The organism is Lelliottia sp. AC1 (genome assembly GCF_023278595.1).
GTDB classification, from domain to species: Bacteria; Pseudomonadota; Gammaproteobacteria; order Enterobacterales; family Enterobacteriaceae; genus Enterobacter; species Enterobacter nimipressuralis.
On sequence record NZ_CP025699.1, the window covers coordinates 49,304 to 68,486 of the forward strand.

Here is a 19,183-nt window from a genome sequence, read left to right on the forward strand (position 1 = left end):
ATGAAATTTACCGTTGAACGTGAACATTTATTAAAACCGCTGCAACAGGTGAGTGGCCCATTAGGTGGCCGCCCGACGCTGCCTATTCTTGGAAACCTGCTGCTTCAGGTCGCTGACGGTACGCTGTCGCTGACCGGCACAGACCTCGAAATGGAAATGGTCGCGCGCGTGACACTTTCTCAACCGCATGATGCGGGTGCCACCACCGTTCCGGCGCGTAAATTCTTTGATATCTGCCGTGGGCTGCCGGAAGGCGCTGAAATTGCTGTCCAGCTGGAAGGCGACCGTATTCTGGTTCGCTCTGGCCGCAGCCGTTTCTCGCTCTCTACACTGCCTGCCGCGGACTTCCCGAATCTGGACGACTGGCAGAGTGAAGTCGAATTCACCCTGCCGCAGGCGACGATGAAACGTCTGATTGAAGCGACCCAGTTCTCGATGGCGCATCAGGACGTTCGCTACTACTTAAACGGCATGTTGTTCGAAACCGAAGGTGAAGAACTGCGTACCGTGGCGACAGACGGCCACCGTCTGGCAGTCTGTTCCATGCCGATTGGCGTGACGCTGCCCAACCATTCGGTGATCGTCCCGCGTAAAGGTGTGATTGAGCTGATGCGTATGCTCGACGGCGGTGATACTCCGCTGCGCGTGCAGATCGGCAGCAATAATATTCGCGCTCACGTGGGTGATTTTATCTTCACGTCGAAGCTGGTTGACGGTCGTTTTCCGGATTATCGCCGCGTATTGCCGAAAAATCCCGACAAAACGCTGGAAGCGGGCTGCGATATCCTCAAACAGGCTTTTGCCCGTGCGGCGATCCTCTCTAACGAGAAATTCCGCGGCGTGCGCCTGTATGTGAGTGAAAACCAGATCAAAATCACCGCCAACAACCCGGAGCAGGAAGAGGCAGAAGAGATTCTGGACGTCACCTACGCCGGTACTGAAATGGAAATCGGCTTTAACGTTAGCTACGTGCTGGATGTGCTCAATGCGCTGAAATGCGAAAACGTGCGCATTCTGCTGACCGATTCGGTTTCAAGCGTACAGATTGAAGATGCTGCTAGCCAAAGCGCGGCTTATGTTGTCATGCCAATGAGACTGTAATGTCGCTCACCCGCTTGCTGATCCGCGACTTTCGCAATATCGAAAGCGCGGATCTCGCTTTATCCCCCGGCTTTAATTTCCTGGTTGGCGCGAACGGTAGCGGCAAAACCAGCGTGCTGGAAGCCATCTACACGCTTGGCCACGGTCGTGCGTTTCGCAGCCTGCAGATTGGTCGCGTTATTCGTCACGAGCAGGACGCATTTGTGCTGCACGGACGACTTCAGGGCAGCGAGCGTGAAACCTCGATTGGCCTGACGAAAGACAAGCTGGGCGACAGCAAAGTGCGTATCGACGGCACCGACGGCCATAAAGTGGCTGAACTGGCGCTGCTGATGCCCATGCAGCTGATTACGCCAGAGGGGTTTACATTACTCAATGGCGGCCCCAAATACCGAAGAGCCTTCCTCGACTGGGGATGCTTTCACAACGAAGCGGGTTTCTTTACTGCCTGGAGCAACCTGAAACGGCTGCTTAAACATCGCAACGCCGCGCTGCGTCAGGTGACCCGCTATGCCCAGTTGCGCCCGTGGGATATGGAATTGGTTCCGCTTGCGGAACAAATCAGCCGCTGGCGTGCCGAATACAGCGCAGGTATCGCCGAAGATATGGCTGATACCTGTAAACAGTTTTTGCCCGAGTTTTCTCTGACCTTCTCCTTCCAGCGTGGCTGGGAGAAAGAGACGGATTATGCCGAGGTACTGGAGAAAGGCTTCGAGCGTGACCGTATGCTGACCTACACCGCACACGGCCCGCACAAAGCGGATTTCCGCATTCGCGCCGACGGTGCGCCGGTGGAAGACACGCTGTCGCGCGGGCAACTCAAGCTTTTGATGTGCGCACTGCGCCTGGCGCAGGGTGAGTTTTTAACTCGCGAGAGTGGGCGACGTTGCCTGTATCTAATAGATGATTTTGCCTCGGAACTCGACGATGCACGGCGCGGGCTGCTTGCCAGCCGCTTAAAAGCCACGCAGTCGCAGGTTTTCGTCAGCGCCATTAGCGCTGAACACGTTATGGACATGTCGGACAAAAATTCGAAGATGTTCACCGTGGAAAAGGGTAAAATAACGGATTAACCCAAGATTAAATGAGCGAGAAACGTTGATGTCGAATTCTTATGACTCCTCCAGTATCAAAGTCCTGAAAGGACTGGATGCGGTGCGTAAGCGCCCAGGTATGTATATCGGCGATACCGATGACGGCACCGGTCTGCACCACATGGTATTCGAGGTTGTGGATAACGCTATCGACGAAGCGCTCGCGGGTCACTGTAAAGATATTATCGTCACCATCCACGGCGATAACTCCGTTTCCGTACAGGATGATGGCCGTGGTATTCCGACCGGCATTCACCCGGAAGAGGGCGTATCCGCTGCGGAAGTGATCATGACCGTCCTGCACGCAGGCGGTAAATTCGATGACAACTCCTATAAAGTGTCCGGCGGCCTGCACGGCGTGGGCGTTTCCGTTGTTAACGCCCTGTCGCAGAAGCTGGAACTGGTTATCTACCGCGAAGGTAAAATCCATCACCAGGTGTATACCCACGGCGTGCCACAGGCACCGCTGGCGGTTACTGGCGAAACGGAAAAAACCGGGACCACCGTGCGTTTCTGGCCGAGCCACGAAACCTTCTCTAATGTGACTGACTTCGAATACGACATTCTGGCAAAACGTCTGCGCGAGCTGTCGTTCCTGAACTCCGGCGTGTCCATCCGCCTGCGCGATAAGCGCGACGGTAAAGAAGATCATTTCCACTACGAAGGCGGCATTAAGGCGTTTGTTGAGTACCTCAACAAGAACAAAACGCCGATCCACCCAAATATCTTCTACTTCTCCACCGAAAAAGACGGTATCGGCGTGGAAGTGGCGCTGCAGTGGAACGACGGTTTCCAGGAAAATATCTACTGCTTCACCAATAACATTCCACAGCGTGACGGTGGTACGCACCTGGTCGGCTTCCGTACCGCCATGACCCGTACCCTGAACGCCTACATGGACAAAGAAGGCTACAGCAAAAAAGCGAAAGTCAGTGCCACCGGCGACGATGCCCGTGAAGGCCTGATTGCTGTGGTTTCCGTGAAAGTGCCAGACCCGAAATTCTCCTCTCAGACCAAAGACAAACTGGTCTCTTCCGAGGTGAAATCTGCGGTTGAACAGCAGATGAACGAACTGCTGAGCGAATACCTGTTGGAAAACCCGTCTGACGCGAAAATCGTTGTCGGCAAAATCATTGATGCGGCGCGTGCCCGTGAAGCGGCGCGTAAAGCTCGTGAAATGACCCGTCGTAAAGGTGCGCTGGATCTGGCCGGTCTGCCGGGCAAACTGGCGGACTGCCAGGAACGCGATCCGGCTCGCTCCGAACTGTACCTGGTGGAAGGGGACTCCGCGGGCGGTTCTGCGAAGCAGGGCCGTAACCGTAAGAACCAGGCGATTCTGCCGCTGAAAGGTAAAATCCTGAACGTTGAGAAAGCGCGCTTTGACAAAATGCTCTCCTCTCAGGAAGTGGCGACGCTGATCACCGCCCTCGGCTGCGGCATCGGTCGCGACGAGTACAACCCGGACAAACTGCGCTATCACAGCATCATCATCATGACCGATGCGGACGTCGATGGTTCACACATCCGTACGCTGCTGTTGACCTTCTTCTACCGTCAGATGCCAGAAATAGTTGAACGCGGCCACATCTACATTGCACAGCCACCGCTGTACAAAGTGAAGAAAGGCAAGCAGGAACAGTACATTAAAGACGACGAAGCGATGGATCAGTATCAGATCTCTATCGCTCTGGATGGCGCTACCCTGCATGCGAATGCCCACGCTCCGGCGCTGGCGGGTGAGCCACTGGAGAAACTGGTCTCTGAGTACAATGCGACGCAGAAAATGATTGGTCGTATGGAGCGTCGCTTCCCGCGCACGCTGCTGAAAGAGCTGGTTTATCAGCCGACGCTGGCTGAAGCCGATCTCAGCGACGAGCAGAAAGTGACGCGCTGGGTGAACGCCCTGGTGACTGAGCTGAACGAAAGCGAGCAGCACGGCAGCATGTGGCAGTTTGACGTTCGCGAGAACGCTGAACAGCACCTGTTCGAGCCAATCATCCGCGTACGTACACACGGCGTAGACACCGACTATCCGCTGGATCACGAGTTTGTGACCGGTGGCGAATACCGTCGTCTCTGCACGCTGGGCGAAAAACTGCGTGGTCTTATCGAAGAAGACGCGTTTATCGAACGTGGCGAACGCCGTCAGCCGGTTGCCAGCTTCGAGCAGGCACTGGAGTGGCTGGTGAAAGAGTCCCGTCGTGGTCTCTCTATTCAGCGTTATAAAGGTCTGGGCGAAATGAACCCGGATCAGCTGTGGGAAACCACCATGGACCCGGAAAGCCGCCGCATGCTGCGCGTGACCGTGAAAGATGCGATCGCCGCTGACCAGCTGTTCACTACCCTGATGGGCGACGCCGTTGAACCGCGCCGCGCCTTCATCGAAGAGAACGCATTGAAAGCCGCGAATATCGACATTTAATTCAGGCCGTCGATTCTGTAAGCCCGGTAGGCGTAGCCTCACCGGGCTTTTCTTTGCCTGCAAAAGAGGAATCTCCTCTTTAAATCCCATCCCCCTTTCTCGACGACTCTTTTACTGTTTTCTGTGCGGAATCGCGTTAGCATGAGGACAGACTCATTTAAATCGGGGATCTCATGGCCATCAAACTCATTGCAATCGATATGGACGGCACGCTGCTGCTGCCAGACCACACTATCTCTCCAGCCGTTAAAAATGCGATTGCCGCCGCTCGTGCAAAAGGCGTGAACGTGGTACTGACCACGGGGCGTCCGTATGCCGGTGTTCACAGCTATCTGAAAGAGCTGCACATGGAACAACCGGGCGATTACTGCATCACCTACAACGGTGCGCTGGTGCAGAACGCCAGCGATGGCAGCACGGTCGCGCAAACGGCGTTGAGCTATGACGATTACCGGTATCTGGAAAAACTGTCCCGCGAAGTGGGTTCTCACTTCCACGCGCTCGATCGCAACACGCTGTACACCGCTAACCGCGACATCAGCTACTACACCGTGCATGAATCCTTCGTGGCGACCATTCCGCTGGTGTTCTGCGAGCCGGAAAATATGGACCCGGCCACGCAGTTCCTGAAGGTGATGATGATTGATGAGCCTGCGATTCTGGATCAGGCTATCGCCCGCATCCCGGCGGAAGTGAAAGAGAAATACACCGTGCTGAAAAGCGCGCCGTACTTCCTCGAAATCCTGGATAAACGCGTCAATAAAGGCACCGGCGTGAAATCGCTGGCCGATACGCTGGGCATCAAGCCGGAAGAGATCATGACCCTGGGCGATCAGGAAAATGACATCGCGATGATCGAATACGCGGGTATGGGCGTGGCAATGGAAAACGCGATCCCGTCGGTGAAGGAAGTGGCCAACTTCGTCACCAAATCTAACCTCGAAGATGGCGTAGCCTACGCGATCGAGAAGTTCGTGCTGAACTAAACCGTCTCAACCGCATCAGCCCCGGCGATTAACCGGGGCTTTTTTTTGCCTGTCGATCGATGGGTTGTTCTTTTTGTGATCTGGATTGTAGTACAACACAATGCGATTGTACTACATTACGGCCATGGAATTGACGAACAACCTCACGTTTGTACTGCAAAAGTGAGGTGAAACTCATCGGTCGCGGTAAAGTAGTGATGGACAAAAGAAACAAGGATTCTCCATGACTCTCAACAAAACCGACCGCATCGTCATCGCGCTGGGCAATCAGATTGTCAGCGGTAAGTACGTACCGGGTTCGCCGCTGCCCGCCGAGGCCGAGCTGTGCGAGGAGTTTGAAACCTCGCGCAACATCATCCGCGAAGTGTTTCGCTCGCTAATGGCGAAACGGCTGATCGAAATGAAGCGTTATCGCGGCGCCTTTGTCGCCCCGCGTAAACAGTGGAACTACCTCGACACCGACGTTCTGCAGTGGGTGCTGGCAAACGACGACGACCCGCAGCTCATCGGTGCGATGAGCGAGGTACGAAACCTGGTGGAACCGGCAATTGCCCGCTGGGCAGCCGAGCGGGCGACATCAGGGGACCTGGCCCAGATCGAAGCGGCGCTCAACGACATGATCGCCAACAACCAGGACAGGGACGCCTTTAACGAAGCGGATATCCGCTATCACGAGGCGGTGCTGGAATCAGTGCATAACCCGGTTTTACAGCAGCTTAGCGTGGCGATCAGCTCGCTACAGCGCGCAGTTTTTGAACGGACCTGGATGGGGGATGAGGCCAACATGCCCAAGACCCTGCAGGAACATAAAGTGCTGTTCGATGCGATACGACATCAGGACAGCAATGCGGCAGAGCAAGCGGCGCTCGCCATGATCGCCAGCTCGACACGAAGGTTAAAGGAAATCACATGACATCTCGCTACATCGCTATTGACTGGGGATCGACCAATCTGCGCGCCTGGCTTTATGAAGGCGATAAATGCCTGGATAACAGGCAATCAGAAGCAGGCGTCACGCGCCTCAACGGTAAATCCCCTCAGGCGGTGTTAGCAGAAGTCACTGAAAACTGGCGCGAAGGCGCGACACCGGTGGTCATGGCAGGGATGGTAGGCAGCAACGTGGGCTGGAAAGTCGCGCCGTACTTGCCTGTTCCTGCCTATTTCTCTGCCATTGGTGAGACGTTAACGTCCGTTGGCGACAATATCTGGATTATTCCCGGACTTTGCGTTTCCCGTGACGATAACCATAACGTGATGCGCGGCGAAGAGACACAGCTGCTCGGCGCGCGCACCCTTTCTCCTTCTTCTGTCTATGTTATGCCCGGCACGCACTGTAAATGGGTGCAAGCCGACGCGGAGCAGATCCACGATTTTCGGACCGTACTGACCGGCGAATTGCATCACGTGCTGCTGCGCCATTCGCTGGTGGGAGCAGGCCTGCCGGAGCAGCAACCCTCTCCTGAGGCTTTTGCTGCAGGGCTTGCACGCGGTCTCGCTTCGCCTGCCGTTCTGCCACAACTTTTTGAAGTTCGCGCTTCACACGTGCTGGGGACTCTCCCGCGTGAACAGGTCAGCGAATTTCTCTCCGGTCTGCTGATTGGCGCAGAAGTCGCCACCCTGGGCGAGCAGTTCGCCGGGCAGCAGGACATCACCCTTGTCGCGGGTTCATCGTTAACCGCTCGTTACCAGCAGGCGTTTCGCGCCTGTGGTCGCGAAGTTTCAACGCTTGAAGGCGACGTGGCATTCCAGGCAGGTATAAGGAGCATCGCTCATGCAGTGGCAAACTAATCTCCCTCTCATCGCGATTTTGCGCGGCATTACGCCGGACGACGCGCTCGCACACGTGGGCGCAGTCATCGACGCCGGATTTGACGCGGTGGAAATCCCGCTCAATTCACCTCAGTGGGAAAAGAGCATCCCGGCAGTGGTGGACGCGTTTGGCGACAGAGCGTTAATTGGCGCGGGTACGGTCTTAAAACCCGAGCAGGTAGAGCAACTTGCCAGTATGGGCTGCAAGCTTATCGTCACGCCAAACATTCAGCCCGAGGTCATCCGCCGCGCGGTAGGTTACGGCATGACCGTCTGCCCTGGCTGTGCGACTGCCACCGAAGCTTTTACCGCGCTGGATGCGGGCGCGCAGGCGCTGAAAATTTTCCCGTCGTCGGCCTTCGGCCCGGATTACATCAAAGCGCTGAAAGCGGTACTTCCGGCTGATGTTCCGGTCTTTGCCGTGGGGGGCGTGACGCCGGAAAACCTGACGCAGTGGCTGAATGCCGGTTGTGCAGGGGCAGGGCTTGGCAGCGATCTCTATCGCGCCGGGCAGTCCGTTGAGCGTACTGCAGCGCAGGCAGCCGCGTTTGTTAAGGCGTATCGAGAGGCAGTGAAATGAAAATTACCAACATCACCACGTACCGTTTACCCCCGCGCTGGATGTTTCTAAAAATCGAAACCGACGAAGGCGTCGTCGGCTGGGGCGAGCCGGTAATTGAAGGCCGCGCGCGTACCGTTGAAGCGGCGGTGCATGAGCTGAAAGAGTTCCTGATCGGTCAGGACCCGGCGCGTATTAACGACCTGTGGCAAGTAATGTACCGCGGTGGATTTTATCGCGGCGGCCCGATCCTGATGAGCGCCATCGCCGGTATCGATCAGGCGCTGTGGGATATCAAAGGCAAAGTGCTGAACGCCCCTGTCTGGCAGCTGATGGGCGGTCTGGTGCGCGACAAAATTAAAGCCTACAGCTGGGTCGGCGGTGACCGTCCGGCAGAGGTGATCGACGGCATCAAAACGCTGCGCAAAATTGGCTTTGATACCTTCAAGCTTAACGGCTGCGAAGAGATGGGCGTCATTGACAGCTCCCGGGCGGTGGATAACGCCGTGAATACGGTGGCGCAAATCCGCGAAGCCTTTGGCAATGAGATTGAGTTTGGCCTCGATTTCCACGGTCGCGTCAGCGCGCCGATGGCGAAAGTGCTGATCAAAGAGCTGGAGCCGTACCGCCCGCTGTTTATCGAAGAGCCGGTACTGGCGGAGCAGGCCGAGTACTATCCGAAGCTGGCGGCACAGACCCATATTCCGATCGCGGCGGGCGAACGTATGTTCTCGCGCTTCGAATTCAAACGCGTGCTGGAAGCGGGCGGCCTGGCGATTCTGCAGCCGGATCTGTCCCACGCCGGGGGTATCACCGAATGCTACAAAATCGCTGGTATGGCCGAAGCTTACGACGTGGCGCTGGCACCACACTGCCCGCTGGGACCGATTGCCCTGGCCGCCTGTCTGCACGTGGACTTCGTCTCGCGTAACGCGGTATTCCAGGAGCAGAGCATGGGCATCCATTACAACAAAGGTGCTGAGCTGCTCGATTTTGTGAAAAACAAAGAAGACTTCAACATGGAAGGCGGGTTCTTCAAACCGTTAACCAAACCGGGTCTTGGCGTGGACATTGACGAAGCCAAAGTGATTGAGCTGAGTAAAAACGCCTCCGACTGGCGTAACCCGCTGTGGCGATATTCGGATGGTAGCGTAGCGGAGTGGTGATCACCATTTCGTAAGCCCGGTCAGCGCCATATTCCCGGGCAAAAATTCTTACCCACAAAAACATAACCCTCTGTAACTTACAGGGCATGGTGACGTGTATCGCTATGCCCAAAATCTGGAGACAGATTAATGGATATTTCTGTGACTACCGCAAAAACAGGCCGTCGTCGTTACCTGACGCTGCTGATGATTTTTATTACCGTGGTGATTTGCTACGTTGACCGCGCCAACCTGGCCGTGGCGTCCGCGCATATTCAGGAAGAGTTTGGCATTTCGAAAACCGAGATGGGCTACATCTTCTCGGCGTTTGCCTGGATGTATACCCTGTGCCAGATCCCAGGCGGACGTGTACTGGACCGCTTAGGCTCTCGCACCACCTACTGCATCGCGATTTTTGGCTGGTCCGTTGCCACCCTGTTCCAGGGCTTTGCCACCGGACTGCTGTCGCTGATTGGCCTGCGTGCCATCACCGGGATCTTCGAAGCGCCCGCTTTCCCGACCAACAACCGCATGGTGACCAGCTGGTTCCCGGAGCATGAACGCGCCTCGGCGGTGGGGTTCTACACCTCCGGACAGTTTGTGGGCCTGGCGTTCCTCACACCGCTGCTGATCTGGATTCAGGAGTCGCTGAGCTGGCACTGGGTGTTCATCATCACTGGCGGCATCGGGATTATCTGGTCGTTTGTCTGGTTTAAGGTCTATCAGTCACCGCGTAAAACCAAAGGCATCACCACAGCTGAACTGAATTACATCGAGCAGGGCGGCGGTCTGGTGGATGGCGATGCGCAGATTGAAAACAAGGGGCGCACCCGCCTGACCAAAAGTGACTGGAAACTGGTTTTCCACCGCAAGCTGGTGGGGGTTTATCTCGGGCAGTTCGCGATTGCGTCTACCCTGTGGTTCTTCCTGACCTGGTTCCCGAACTATCTGACCCAGGAAAAAGGCATCACCGCGCTGAAAGCCGGTTTCATGACCACGGTTCCGTTCCTGGCAGCGTTCGTGGGCGTCCTGTTGTCGGGCTGGATCGCCGATATGTTAGTGCGCAAAGGCTTCTCGATTGGATTCTCGCGCAAGCTGCCGATCATCTTCGGCCTGCTGCTCTCCACCTGCATTATGGGCGCGAACTACACCAATGACCCGGTGTGGATCACCGTGCTGATGGCGGTGGCGTTCTTCGGCAACGGTTTTGCGTCCATCACCTGGTCGCTGGTCTCCTCACTGGCACCGATGCGTCTGATTGGCCTCACCGGAGGCGTGTTTAACTTTGCCGGCGGGTTAGGCGGTATCACCGTTCCGCTGGTCATTGGCTATCTGGCGCAGGCGCACGGCTTTGCGCCTGCTCTGACCTACATCTCCGTTATCACTCTGATTGGCGCGCTCTCCTACATCCTGCTTGTCGGCGATGTTAAACGAGTAGGCTAAATCTTCGCGATGCTTTACCCTGATGCGATAACCGCGCATCAGGGTCTCTCCATGAAACAAATCACCTTCGCTCCCCGTCATCATCAACTCACGAATACCAATACCTGGACGCCTGACAGCCAATGGCTGGCGTTTGACGTGCGACCGTCCGGCGCGTCCTTTACGGGCGAGACGATCGAGCGAGTCAACGTGAAGACGGGCGAAACCGAGGTGATCTACCGCGCTAAAAATGGCGCACACGTGGGCGTGGTGACCGTTCATCCTCTTGAGGAACAATACGTCTTTATTCACGGCCCGGAAAACCCGGATGCGGGCTGGCATTACGACTTTCACCATCGTCGCGGTGTGATTGCCCGCAACGGCGAAGTCAGTAATCTCGATGCCATGGACATCACTGCGCCCTATACCCCCGGCGCGCTGCGCGGCGGGAGCCATGTTCACGTCTTTAGCCCCAACGGGCAACGGGTCAGTTTTACCTATAACGACCATGTGATGCACGAACGCGACGTGACGCTGGATCTGCGCAATGTCGGCGTCGCCGTGCCGTTCGGCCCGGTGACGCCGCAGGGCAGTCATCCGCGCGAATATGCCGGAACGTTCTGGAGCGTACTGATCAGCCGCACGACGTCTACGCCACGGCCCGGCAGCGATGAGATCAACCGCGCCTATGAAGAGGGCTGGGTGGGTAACCGCCAGCTGGCCTTTATCGGCGACACGCTCTCTGAACGCGGCGAAAAAGTGCCGGAGCTGTTTATCGTCGATCTTCCAGAGGATGAGGCGGGCTGGAAACAGGCGGGCGACGAACCGCTGGAAGGGACGGAGCAGACCCTGCCCGCACCGCCTGCTGGTGTGGTGCAGCGGCGTTTAACGTTCACCCATGAAAACCGCTATCCGGGGCTGGTCAACGTGCCGCGCCACTGGGTGCGCAGCCATCCGCAGGGCGGTGAAATCGCGTTTTTGATGCGCGATGAGCGTGGCATTGTGCAGCTGTGGCTTATCGCACCAGAGGGCGGGGAGCCGCGCCAGCTGACGCATAACACCCGCGATATTCAGTCGGCGTTTAACTGGCATCCGTCGGGCGAAGCGCTGGGATTTGTGCTGGACAACCGCATTGCCTGCTGCGATGCGCGAAGCGGTGAAGTGACGTTTTTGACGTCCGATCACGGCAATCCGCCATCGGGTGATGCGGTGGTGTTCTCGCCGGATGGCCGCTATGTGGCGTGGATGGAAGAGACGGCCGGTTTCCGTCAGCTTTGGGTCACGGAAACCGGGAAGTAATCAGGGCGCTGTCATCTCAGCGGGTGGGATAACGCTGTTGGTGGCCATATTCTGCTTTTCGCTTTTTTCCACGCGTGAACGCACCGAGCTATCGGTGCGGAACAGATCCCACGGGACTAACAGCGTATCCAGCACCGCTGTAAACGGCAGATCCAGAATCGCCAGGGATTTGGTGCCCCAGTTCGTCTCATCATCCGAAATCATATTCGCGCTGGCGCGCGTGCCCGGATATGTTCCTTCTTTACCGCCGGTGTGAGACATCACGCTCGAACACCCGCAAAGTAATACCACTACGCTGCATGTTGTCAGCTTTATCAGAACATTATTCATCATCTGTTAATCAATGTTAATGGCGAGACATAACCGCAATATCGAGTTATAGCGAGCCATGTGCGAAAAGAATAGCTGGAAAGCGCCGCTCTGTGGCAGGCATCGCAATTTCACTCTTTGTGCTGTAGTCCCAGTCTATGCGAGACCCAGCAAAGTGCAAAAAAATCTCGCATTTAACCTCTTGAAATGATCGGAATCAGACCCACTTTATCTGTGTAGCCGAAGAACGAACACGCCTGATGGGTGTTTGGTGGCACAACGGCCTGTCCATGGTGGAAGGCAAACATTACTCGCTGATTTCAGGAGCATTGATTTATGCGTAATTTCGATTTTTCCCCGCTGTACCGTTCTGCTATTGGTTTTGATCGCCTGTTCAACCATTTAGAAAATAACCAAAGCCAGGGTAACGGTTACCCTCCATACAACGTTGAGCTGGTTGACGAAAACCACTACCGCATTGCCATTGCTGTCGCCGGTTTCGCTGAGAGCGAACTGGAAATCACCGCGCAGGACAACCTGCTGGTGGTGAAAGGCGCACACACGGCAGAGCAGAAAGAACGTACCTATCTCTACCAGGGCATTGCTGAGCGCAACTTTGAACGCAAATTCCAGCTCGCCGAAAACATCCACGTTTACGGTGCGAACCTGGTGAACGGTCTGCTGTTTATCGATCTGGAACGTGTGATTCCGGAAGAGAAAAAACCGCGCCGTATCGAGATCAACTAATTTAAGCGGGTCGCTCGCGCGGCCCATCCAGAGTGGCTTGCCGAAACGGGAGCCTGTGCGAATCCATGTGGATTTGCAGGAACAACTGCGCACTAAAAACAGTGCTTAACTCGCTTCTCAGAAGGAGATTAACAATGCGTAACTACGATTTATCCCCCCTGCTGCGTCAGTGGATTGGTTTTGACAAACTGGCTAACGCCCTGCAAAGCACGGCTGAACAACAGAGTTTTCCGCCGTACAACATCGAAAAAAGCGATGACAACCACTACCGCATCACGCTGGCGCTGGCCGGATTCCGTCAGGAGGATCTCGATATCCAGCTCGAAGGCGCGCGCCTGACGGTGAAAGGGACGCCGGAAAAACCACAAACCGAGACCCAGTGGCTGCATCAGGGCCTGGTGACTCAGCCGTTTAGCCTGAGCTTTACCCTGGCCGACCATATGGAAGTCTCCGGTGCGACCTTTACCAACGGGCTGTTGCACATTGATTTGACGCGCAATGTGCCGGAAGCACTGGCACCGCAGAAAATCGCCATCAGCGAACGTCCGGCGCTGAACAGCTAATTTGTGTCGGGAGGCGCTGCGCTTTCCCGGCCAACAAAACCCGCAGGCCTGCTCAAGGGCAGTGTCTGCGGGCAAAGCAAACGACTAAGCCCCGCTTTCGCGGGGCTTTTTTGTGCGCCATCGCCCATACAAACCCCATAACCTCTGCGAGAATCCCCTTAATCACTAAGGATATGCGCAGGGAAAAGGTCATGAGTGATATCGCGTTAACGGTTAGCGTGTTGGCCCTGGTTGCAGTGGTTGGGCTGTGGATTGGCAATATCAAAATCCGCGGTGTCGGATTTGGCATTGGCGGAGTGCTTTTCGGCGGTATTTTTGTCGGCCATTTCGCCGATCAGCTTGGGTTAACCCTCAGCGCTGAAATGCTGCACTTCATTCAGGAATTCGGCCTGATCCTCTTCGTCTACACCATCGGCATTCAGGTCGGGCCTGGGTTTTTCGCCTCGCTGCGCGTCTCCGGGCTGCGGCTGAATCTCTTTGCTCTCGGCATTGTCGTCATGGGCGGCCTCGTCACCGCCATTCTGCATAAAATCTTTGATATTCCGCTCCCGGTGGTTCTGGGGATTTTCTCCGGCGCGGTCACCAATACTCCTGCGCTGGGGGCTGGACAGCAAATTCTGCGCGATCTGGGCATTGCGCCCGGCGTAGTGGATCAGATGGGGATGAGCTATGCGATGGCTTACCCGTTTGGCATTTGCGGCATTCTGCTGACCATGTGGCTGGTGCGTGTGCTGTTTCGTATCAACGTGGACGACGAAGCCAAAAAGCATGAATCCACGATCACCAACGGCCACATGCTGATCAAAACCATCAACATTCGCGTCGAAAACCCCAATCTGAACCACATGGCAATTCAGGATGTGCCGATTCTGAACAACGTCAATATCATCTGCTCGCGCCTGAAGCGGGACGAAATGCTGATGGTCCCGTCCCCCGGCACTGTGATTCAGCTCGGGGACTTATTGCACCTGGTCGGCCAGCCCGGCGATCTGCACAGCGCGCAACTGGTGATCGGCCAGGAGGTAGACACCTCCCTCTCGACGCGGGGCACCGACATGCGCGTGGAACGCGTTGTGGTCACCAACGAGCAGGTATTGGGCAAGAAAATCCGCGATCTGCAGGTAAAAGAGCGATACGACGTAGTGATCTCACGCCTGAATCGTGCGGGCGTTGAACTGGTCGCCAGCCCGGATGCCAGCCTGCAGTTTGGCGATATCCTCAATCTGGTTGGCCGCCCGTCGTCCATTGACGCCGTCGCCGATATGGTCGGCAATGCGCAGCAAAAATTGCAGCAGGTGCAGATGCTGCCGGTGTTTATCGGTATCGGGCTGGGGGTGCTGCTTGGCTCAATTCCCCTCTACGTGCCCGGATTCCCGGTAGCGCTCAAGCTCGGTCTGGCGGGCGGGCCGCTGATCATGGCGCTGATTTTGGGGCGTATCGGCTGTATCGGGAAGCTGTACTGGTTCATGCCGCCAAGCGCCAACCTGGCCCTGCGCGAGCTGGGCATTGTGCTGTTCCTCTCGGTAGTGGGGCTGAAATCTGGCGGCGACTTTATCCACACTCTGACGCAGGGCGAGGGGATAAGCTGGATTGGCTACGGAATTATCATCACGGCGGTTCCGCTGCTGACGGTCGGGATTCTGGCGCGAATCTTCGCGAAGATGAACTACCTGACCCTGTGCGGCATGCTGGCCGGCTCGATGACCGATCCTCCGGCGCTGGCCTTCGCCAACAATCTGCACGCCACCAGCGGCGCGGCGGCACTCTCCTACGCCACCGTTTATCCGCTGGTGATGTTCCTGCGCATCATCACGCCGCAGCTACTGGCCGTGCTGTTCTGGGGGATAGGCTAACATCGCGTCCGGGTGGATACGCCGCAGATGGTAGTCCACCTGGTAATCGCTGGTATTGCGGAACATCACGGAGTAATTCAGGAACTCGCCGCTGTCGCTGTAGGACAAGGACGTAATGCGCAGCAGCGGCGTCTGTTCCGGTAAATTCATCAGATTCGCCAGCTGCCGGTCAGCCAGCACCGGCGTCAGGCTCTCGTAGTTCCCGCTGATGGTGATCCCGCACTCCTTCTCGATGTAATCAAACTTCGACCCTTCAAGGTGCGCCAGCGACAGGTTGCGAAACAGCTTCACGGGCATAAAGCTGTCTTCCAGCATCAGCGGTTTTCCCTCCACGTAACGCACCCGACGCGAAAAGTAGATCCGCTCGTCAATCTGAATACGCAGCTGGCTGGCGATGGCGGGCGGGGCGGGCATCACTTCAAACTGCAATACCTGGCTCTGCACCTCTTTGCCCTGCTGGCGCAAGACCTCCACCAGCCCGGTCAGATTGGTTGTTTCATGGTGAACATCCTTGCGCGCGACAAAGGTGCCGCTGCCGTGACGGCGCACCACCAGCCCCCAGCCGACCAGTAAATCGATGGCCTTGCGAATGGTCATCCGCGCCACGCCAAACTCCTGCGCCAGCGCTTTTTCGCCGGGCAGCGGGCTGCCGACATTGTAATCCGACGAATTGAGCCGCAGACGTAATCTGTCGGCAATGGATTTGTAGATCACCTGTAGACCTCTCTGCGCGTATTCAGTCGTGCATCGCGTCTTAACATGTCCATATTTTGAACTGAAAGTAGACCTGAGTGGGCAAATTAAAACCATGAATGCGATCACGGAACGCAGCGGCGCGCGGTGTGAGCCGCTGAGTAAATTTTTATTCTCATTTCAGGCCAGCACAAAACCAATAAGGCCAAACCCCCTACAGGTTGTTACATGAGGATTTAAAGATGCTCAGTCAAATACAACGTTTTGGCGGCGCCATGTTTACCCCGGTGCTGTTGTTCCCTTTCGCAGGCATGGTGGTTGGAATTGCCATCATGCTGCGCAATCCGCTTTTTGTGGGCGAGGCCTTAACGGCACCCGATCATTTATTTGCCCAAATCGTCCACATCATTGAAGAGGGCGGCTGGGCGGTCTTTCGTAATATGCCGCTGATTTTCGCTGTCGGCTTACCGATCGGCCTCGCCAAACAGGCGCAGGGCCGGGCGTGTCTGGCGGTGCTGATTAGCTTCCTGACCTGGAACTACTTTATCAACGCAATGGGCATGACCTGGGGTCAGTTCTTTGGCGTGAACTTTATGGCCGAGCCTACCGCGGGAAGCGGGCTGGCGATGATTGCCGGGATCAAAACCCTCGATACCAGCATTATCGGCGCGATTGTGATTTCCGGGCTGGTGACCGCCATCCACAACCGCTATTTCGATAAACAGCTGCCGGTATTTTTAGGCATCTTCCAGGGCACCTCGTTTGTGGTGATCATCGCCTTCTTCGTGATGATTCCATGTGCCTGGCTGACGCTGCTCGGCTGGCCAAAAGTGCAGATGGGCATTGAGTCGTTGCAGGCGTTTTTACGCTCCGCCGGGGCGCTGGGCGTGTGGGTTTATACCTTCCTGGAACGCATTTTGATCCCAACGGGCCTGCACCACTTCGTCTACGGTCCATTTATTTTCGGCCCGGCGGCGGTCGAGGGCGGTATTCAGGTGTACTGGGCGCAGCATTTGCAGGCGTTCAGCCAGAGCACGTTGCCGCTGAAAACCCTGTTCCCGGAAGGCGGCTTTGCGTTGCACGGTAACTCGAAAGTGTTTGGTTCCGTTGGGATTGCGCTGGCGCTCTGGTACACCGCCTCGCCGGAAAATCGCGTCAAAGTGGCGGGGCTGCTGATCCCGGCGACGCTGACCGCGATGCTGGTGGGGATCACCGAACCGCTGGAATTTACCTTCCTGTTTATCTCGCCACTGCTGTTTGCCGTTCACGCGGTCCTCGCCGCGACCATGGCGACCGTGATGTATATCTTTGGTGTGGTCGGCAACATGGGCGGCGGGCTGCTTGACCAGTTCCTCCCGCAGAACTGGATACCGATGTTCCACAATCATGCCTCCATGATGTTCACCCAGATTGGCATCGGCTTGTGCTTCACCGCCCTCTATTTCCTGGTCTTTAAGACGCTTATCGAACGCTTCAACCTGAAAACACCAGGCCGTGAAGAGAGCGAAATCAAACTCTACAGCAAAGCGGATTACCAGGCCGCGCGCGGGCAAACCACCGTTGCGGCGAACACCAGCTCTGGCCAGGCGGCCGCCTATCTGCAGGCGCTGGGCGGCGCAGGCAATATCGAAAGTATCAACAACTGCGCCACCCGGCTGCGTATCGCCCTGTTTGATATGAGCAAAACGCAAAGTGACGACGTTTTCAAAGCCCTTGGCGCCCACGGTGTGGTGCGTCGCGGCAATGGTATTCAGGTGATTGTTGGGCTGCACGTCCCACAGGTGCGCGACCAGCTTGAATCCCTGATGACCCCTTCTACTACAAACCCATCATCCACCATGACAGAGGCTGTATCATGAAAAAATTCTCAGTTGTTATCGCAGGCGGCGGCAGCACCTTCACTCCTGGTATCGTCCTGATGTTGCTGGCGAATCGCGACCGCTTCCCACTGCGTGCGCTCAAGTTTTATGACAACGACGGTGCACGTCAGGAGACCATCGCCGAGGCGTGCAAAATCATCCTGCAGGAGCAGGCGCCGGATATCGAATTCAGCTACACCACCGACCCTAAAACCGCGTTTACCGACGTGGACTTTGTGATGGCGCATATCCGTGTCGGCAAATACCCGATGCGTGAGAAGGATGAGAAAATCCCGTTACGTCACGGCGTGCTGGGCCAGGAAACCTGCGGTCCGGGTGGGATCTCCTACGGCATGCGCTCCATTGGCGGCGTGCTGGAGCTGGTGGATTATATGGAGCAATACTCCCCGAATGCATGGATGCTCAACTACTCCAACCCGGCGGCGATCGTTGCTGAAGCCACCCGCCGTCTGCGACCTCACGCCAAAATTCTCAACATCTGCGATATGCCGATTGGCATCGAAGGGCGAATGGCGCAGATCGTCGGTCTGAAAGACCGCAAAGAGATGCGCGTGCGCTACTACGGGCTGAACCATTTCGGCTGGTGGACGTCGATTGAAGATCTGAACGGTAACGATCTGATGCCGAAACTGCGCGAGTACGTGGCGAAAAACGGTTATGTGCCACCTTCTGACGATGCCCATACGGAAGCCAGCTGGAATGACACGTTCGCGAAAGCAAAAGACGTGCAGGCGCTCGATCCGGACACCATGCCGAACACCTACCTGAAATATTACCTCTTCCCGGATTACGTGGTGGCGCACTCAAACCCGGAGCGCACCCGCGCGAACGAAGTGATGGATCACCGCGAGAAGCATGTTTTCAGCTCCTGCCGCGCCATCATCGAAGCGGGGAAATCTTCCGCCGGTGAGCTGGAAATCGATGAACATGCGTCGTACATCGTCGATCTGGCAACGGCTATTGCGTTCAACACTCAGGAGCGGATGCTGTTGATTGTGCCGAACAACGGGGCGATTCATAACTTCGACGCCGATGCGATGGTCGAAATTCCTTGCCTGGTCGGGAAAAACGGCCCTGAGCCGCTGACCGTGGGCGATATTCCACACTTCCAGAAAGGGCTGATGGGCCAGCAGGTGGCAGTGGAAAAACTGGTGGTCGACGCCTGGGAAGAGCGCTCCTACACCAAACTCTGGCAGGCGATTACCCTGTCTAAAACGGTGCCAAGCGCTTCGGTTGCCAAAGCCATCCTCGATGATCTGATTGAGGCCAACAAAGATTACTGGCCAGAATTGCACTAATCC

16 protein-coding genes, 1 pseudogene and 1 other annotated feature are annotated in these 19,183 nt (G+C 56.4%); of the genes and pseudogenes, 15 read left to right on the plus strand and 2 right to left on the minus strand.

Going from position 1 to position 19,183, the window contains the following annotated elements; translation table 11 throughout:
• The 10 genes and pseudogenes from dnaN to C0560_RS00275 all read left to right on the plus strand — a co-directional run bounded on the left by dnaN (position 1) and on the right by C0560_RS00275 (position 11,837).
• Positions 1–1,101, plus strand: coding sequence for a DNA polymerase III subunit beta (gene dnaN, locus C0560_RS00230; protein ID WP_100778279.1), 1,101 nt, complete (start codon positions 1–3; stop codon positions 1,099–1,101).
• Positions 1,101–2,174, plus strand: coding sequence for a DNA replication/repair protein RecF (recF, locus tag C0560_RS00235; protein WP_248859377.1), 1,074 nt, complete (start codon positions 1,101–1,103; stop codon positions 2,172–2,174). Before dnaN ends, recF begins: the two co-directional genes overlap by 1 nt.
• Before the next feature lie 28 nt (positions 2,175–2,202).
• Complete coding sequence (gyrB, locus tag C0560_RS00240; RefSeq protein WP_100778277.1) at positions 2,203–4,617, plus strand: DNA topoisomerase (ATP-hydrolyzing) subunit B; 2,415 nt, start codon at positions 2,203–2,205, stop codon at positions 4,615–4,617.
• A 173-nt stretch (positions 4,618–4,790) separates the two neighbouring features.
• The gene (yidA, locus tag C0560_RS00245) at positions 4,791–5,603 is read left to right on the plus strand and encodes a sugar-phosphatase (RefSeq protein ID WP_248859378.1); all 813 of its coding nucleotides are present in this window, start codon (positions 4,791–4,793) and stop codon (positions 5,601–5,603) included.
• Between the two features lie 223 nt (positions 5,604–5,826).
• Positions 5,827–6,516, plus strand: coding sequence for a D-galactonate utilization transcriptional regulator DgoR (dgoR, locus tag C0560_RS00250; protein ID WP_100778275.1), 690 nt, complete (start codon positions 5,827–5,829; stop codon positions 6,514–6,516).
• Positions 6,513–7,391 (plus strand): 2-dehydro-3-deoxygalactonokinase, encoded by an 879-nt coding sequence (locus C0560_RS00255; protein WP_248859379.1) that lies wholly within the window; start codon positions 6,513–6,515, stop codon positions 7,389–7,391. Before dgoR ends, C0560_RS00255 begins: the two co-directional genes overlap by 4 nt.
• Entirely contained in the window at positions 7,375–7,992 is a 618-nt protein-coding gene (locus C0560_RS00260) for a 2-dehydro-3-deoxy-6-phosphogalactonate aldolase (RefSeq protein ID WP_100778273.1), read from the plus strand. The genes C0560_RS00255 and C0560_RS00260 overlap by 17 nt, the downstream gene beginning before the upstream one ends.
• A complete protein-coding gene (dgoD, locus tag C0560_RS00265; RefSeq protein ID WP_102105116.1) occupies positions 7,989–9,137 on the plus strand; it encodes a galactonate dehydratase in 1,149 nt (382 codons plus the stop codon). The genes C0560_RS00260 and dgoD overlap by 4 nt, the downstream gene beginning before the upstream one ends.
• 86 nt (positions 9,138–9,223) lie before the next feature.
• Positions 9,224–10,559: pseudogene (locus C0560_RS00270) on the plus strand (MFS transporter).
• 51 nt (positions 10,560–10,610) lie between these two features.
• Positions 10,611–11,837, plus strand: a complete 1,227-nt coding sequence (locus C0560_RS00275) for a DUF3748 domain-containing protein (protein WP_248859380.1) — start codon at positions 10,611–10,613, stop codon at positions 11,835–11,837.
• Here the strand turns inward: C0560_RS00275 and C0560_RS00280 are convergent, their stop codons facing one another.
• Positions 11,838–12,170 (minus strand): YceK/YidQ family lipoprotein, encoded by a 333-nt coding sequence (locus C0560_RS00280; RefSeq protein WP_100778269.1) that lies wholly within the window; start codon positions 12,168–12,170, stop codon positions 11,838–11,840.
• A 246-nt stretch (positions 12,171–12,416) separates the two neighbouring features.
• Positions 12,417–12,489, plus strand: a sequence feature (ROSE (Repression Of Heat Shock gene Expression) occurs in the 5'-region of heat shock genes and acts as an RNA thermometer to modulate expression.).
• Here C0560_RS00280 and ibpA point away from each other — a divergent pair.
• The 3 genes from ibpA to C0560_RS00295 all read left to right on the plus strand — a co-directional run bounded on the left by ibpA (position 12,483) and on the right by C0560_RS00295 (position 15,309).
• Positions 12,483–12,893, plus strand: a complete 411-nt coding sequence (gene ibpA, locus C0560_RS00285; RefSeq protein ID WP_100778268.1) for a small heat shock chaperone IbpA — start codon at positions 12,483–12,485, stop codon at positions 12,891–12,893. Its footprint overlaps the feature before it by 7 nt.
• Before the next feature lie 134 nt (positions 12,894–13,027).
• The gene (gene ibpB / locus C0560_RS00290; RefSeq protein WP_100778267.1) at positions 13,028–13,456 is read left to right on the plus strand and encodes a small heat shock chaperone IbpB; all 429 of its coding nucleotides are present in this window, start codon (positions 13,028–13,030) and stop codon (positions 13,454–13,456) included.
• Positions 13,457–13,647: 191 nt separating this feature from the next.
• Positions 13,648–15,309, plus strand: a complete 1,662-nt coding sequence (locus tag C0560_RS00295; protein WP_123429741.1) for a putative transporter — start codon at positions 13,648–13,650, stop codon at positions 15,307–15,309.
• Here C0560_RS00295 and C0560_RS00300 read toward each other — a convergent pair.
• Positions 15,277–16,023, minus strand: coding sequence for a GntR family transcriptional regulator (locus tag C0560_RS00300; RefSeq protein WP_248859381.1), 747 nt, complete (start codon positions 16,021–16,023; stop codon positions 15,277–15,279). The two genes, C0560_RS00295 and C0560_RS00300, sit on opposite strands and share 33 nt — an antisense overlap.
• 221 nt (positions 16,024–16,244) lie before the next feature.
• Here C0560_RS00300 and C0560_RS00305 point away from each other — a divergent pair, with 221 nt between their 5' ends.
• Positions 16,245–17,861 carry an alpha-glucoside-specific PTS transporter subunit IIBC gene (locus C0560_RS00305; RefSeq protein WP_184957400.1) on the plus strand — a complete coding sequence of 539 codons (1,617 nt, stop codon included), beginning with the start codon at positions 16,245–16,247 and terminating at the stop codon, positions 17,859–17,861.
• Positions 17,858–19,180: a 6-phospho-alpha-glucosidase gene (locus tag C0560_RS00310; RefSeq protein ID WP_181827072.1), complete on the plus strand. Its 1,323-nt coding sequence runs from the start codon at positions 17,858–17,860 to the stop codon at positions 19,178–19,180. Before C0560_RS00305 ends, C0560_RS00310 begins: the two co-directional genes overlap by 4 nt.
• The last annotated feature ends 3 nt before the right edge of the window (positions 19,181–19,183 follow it).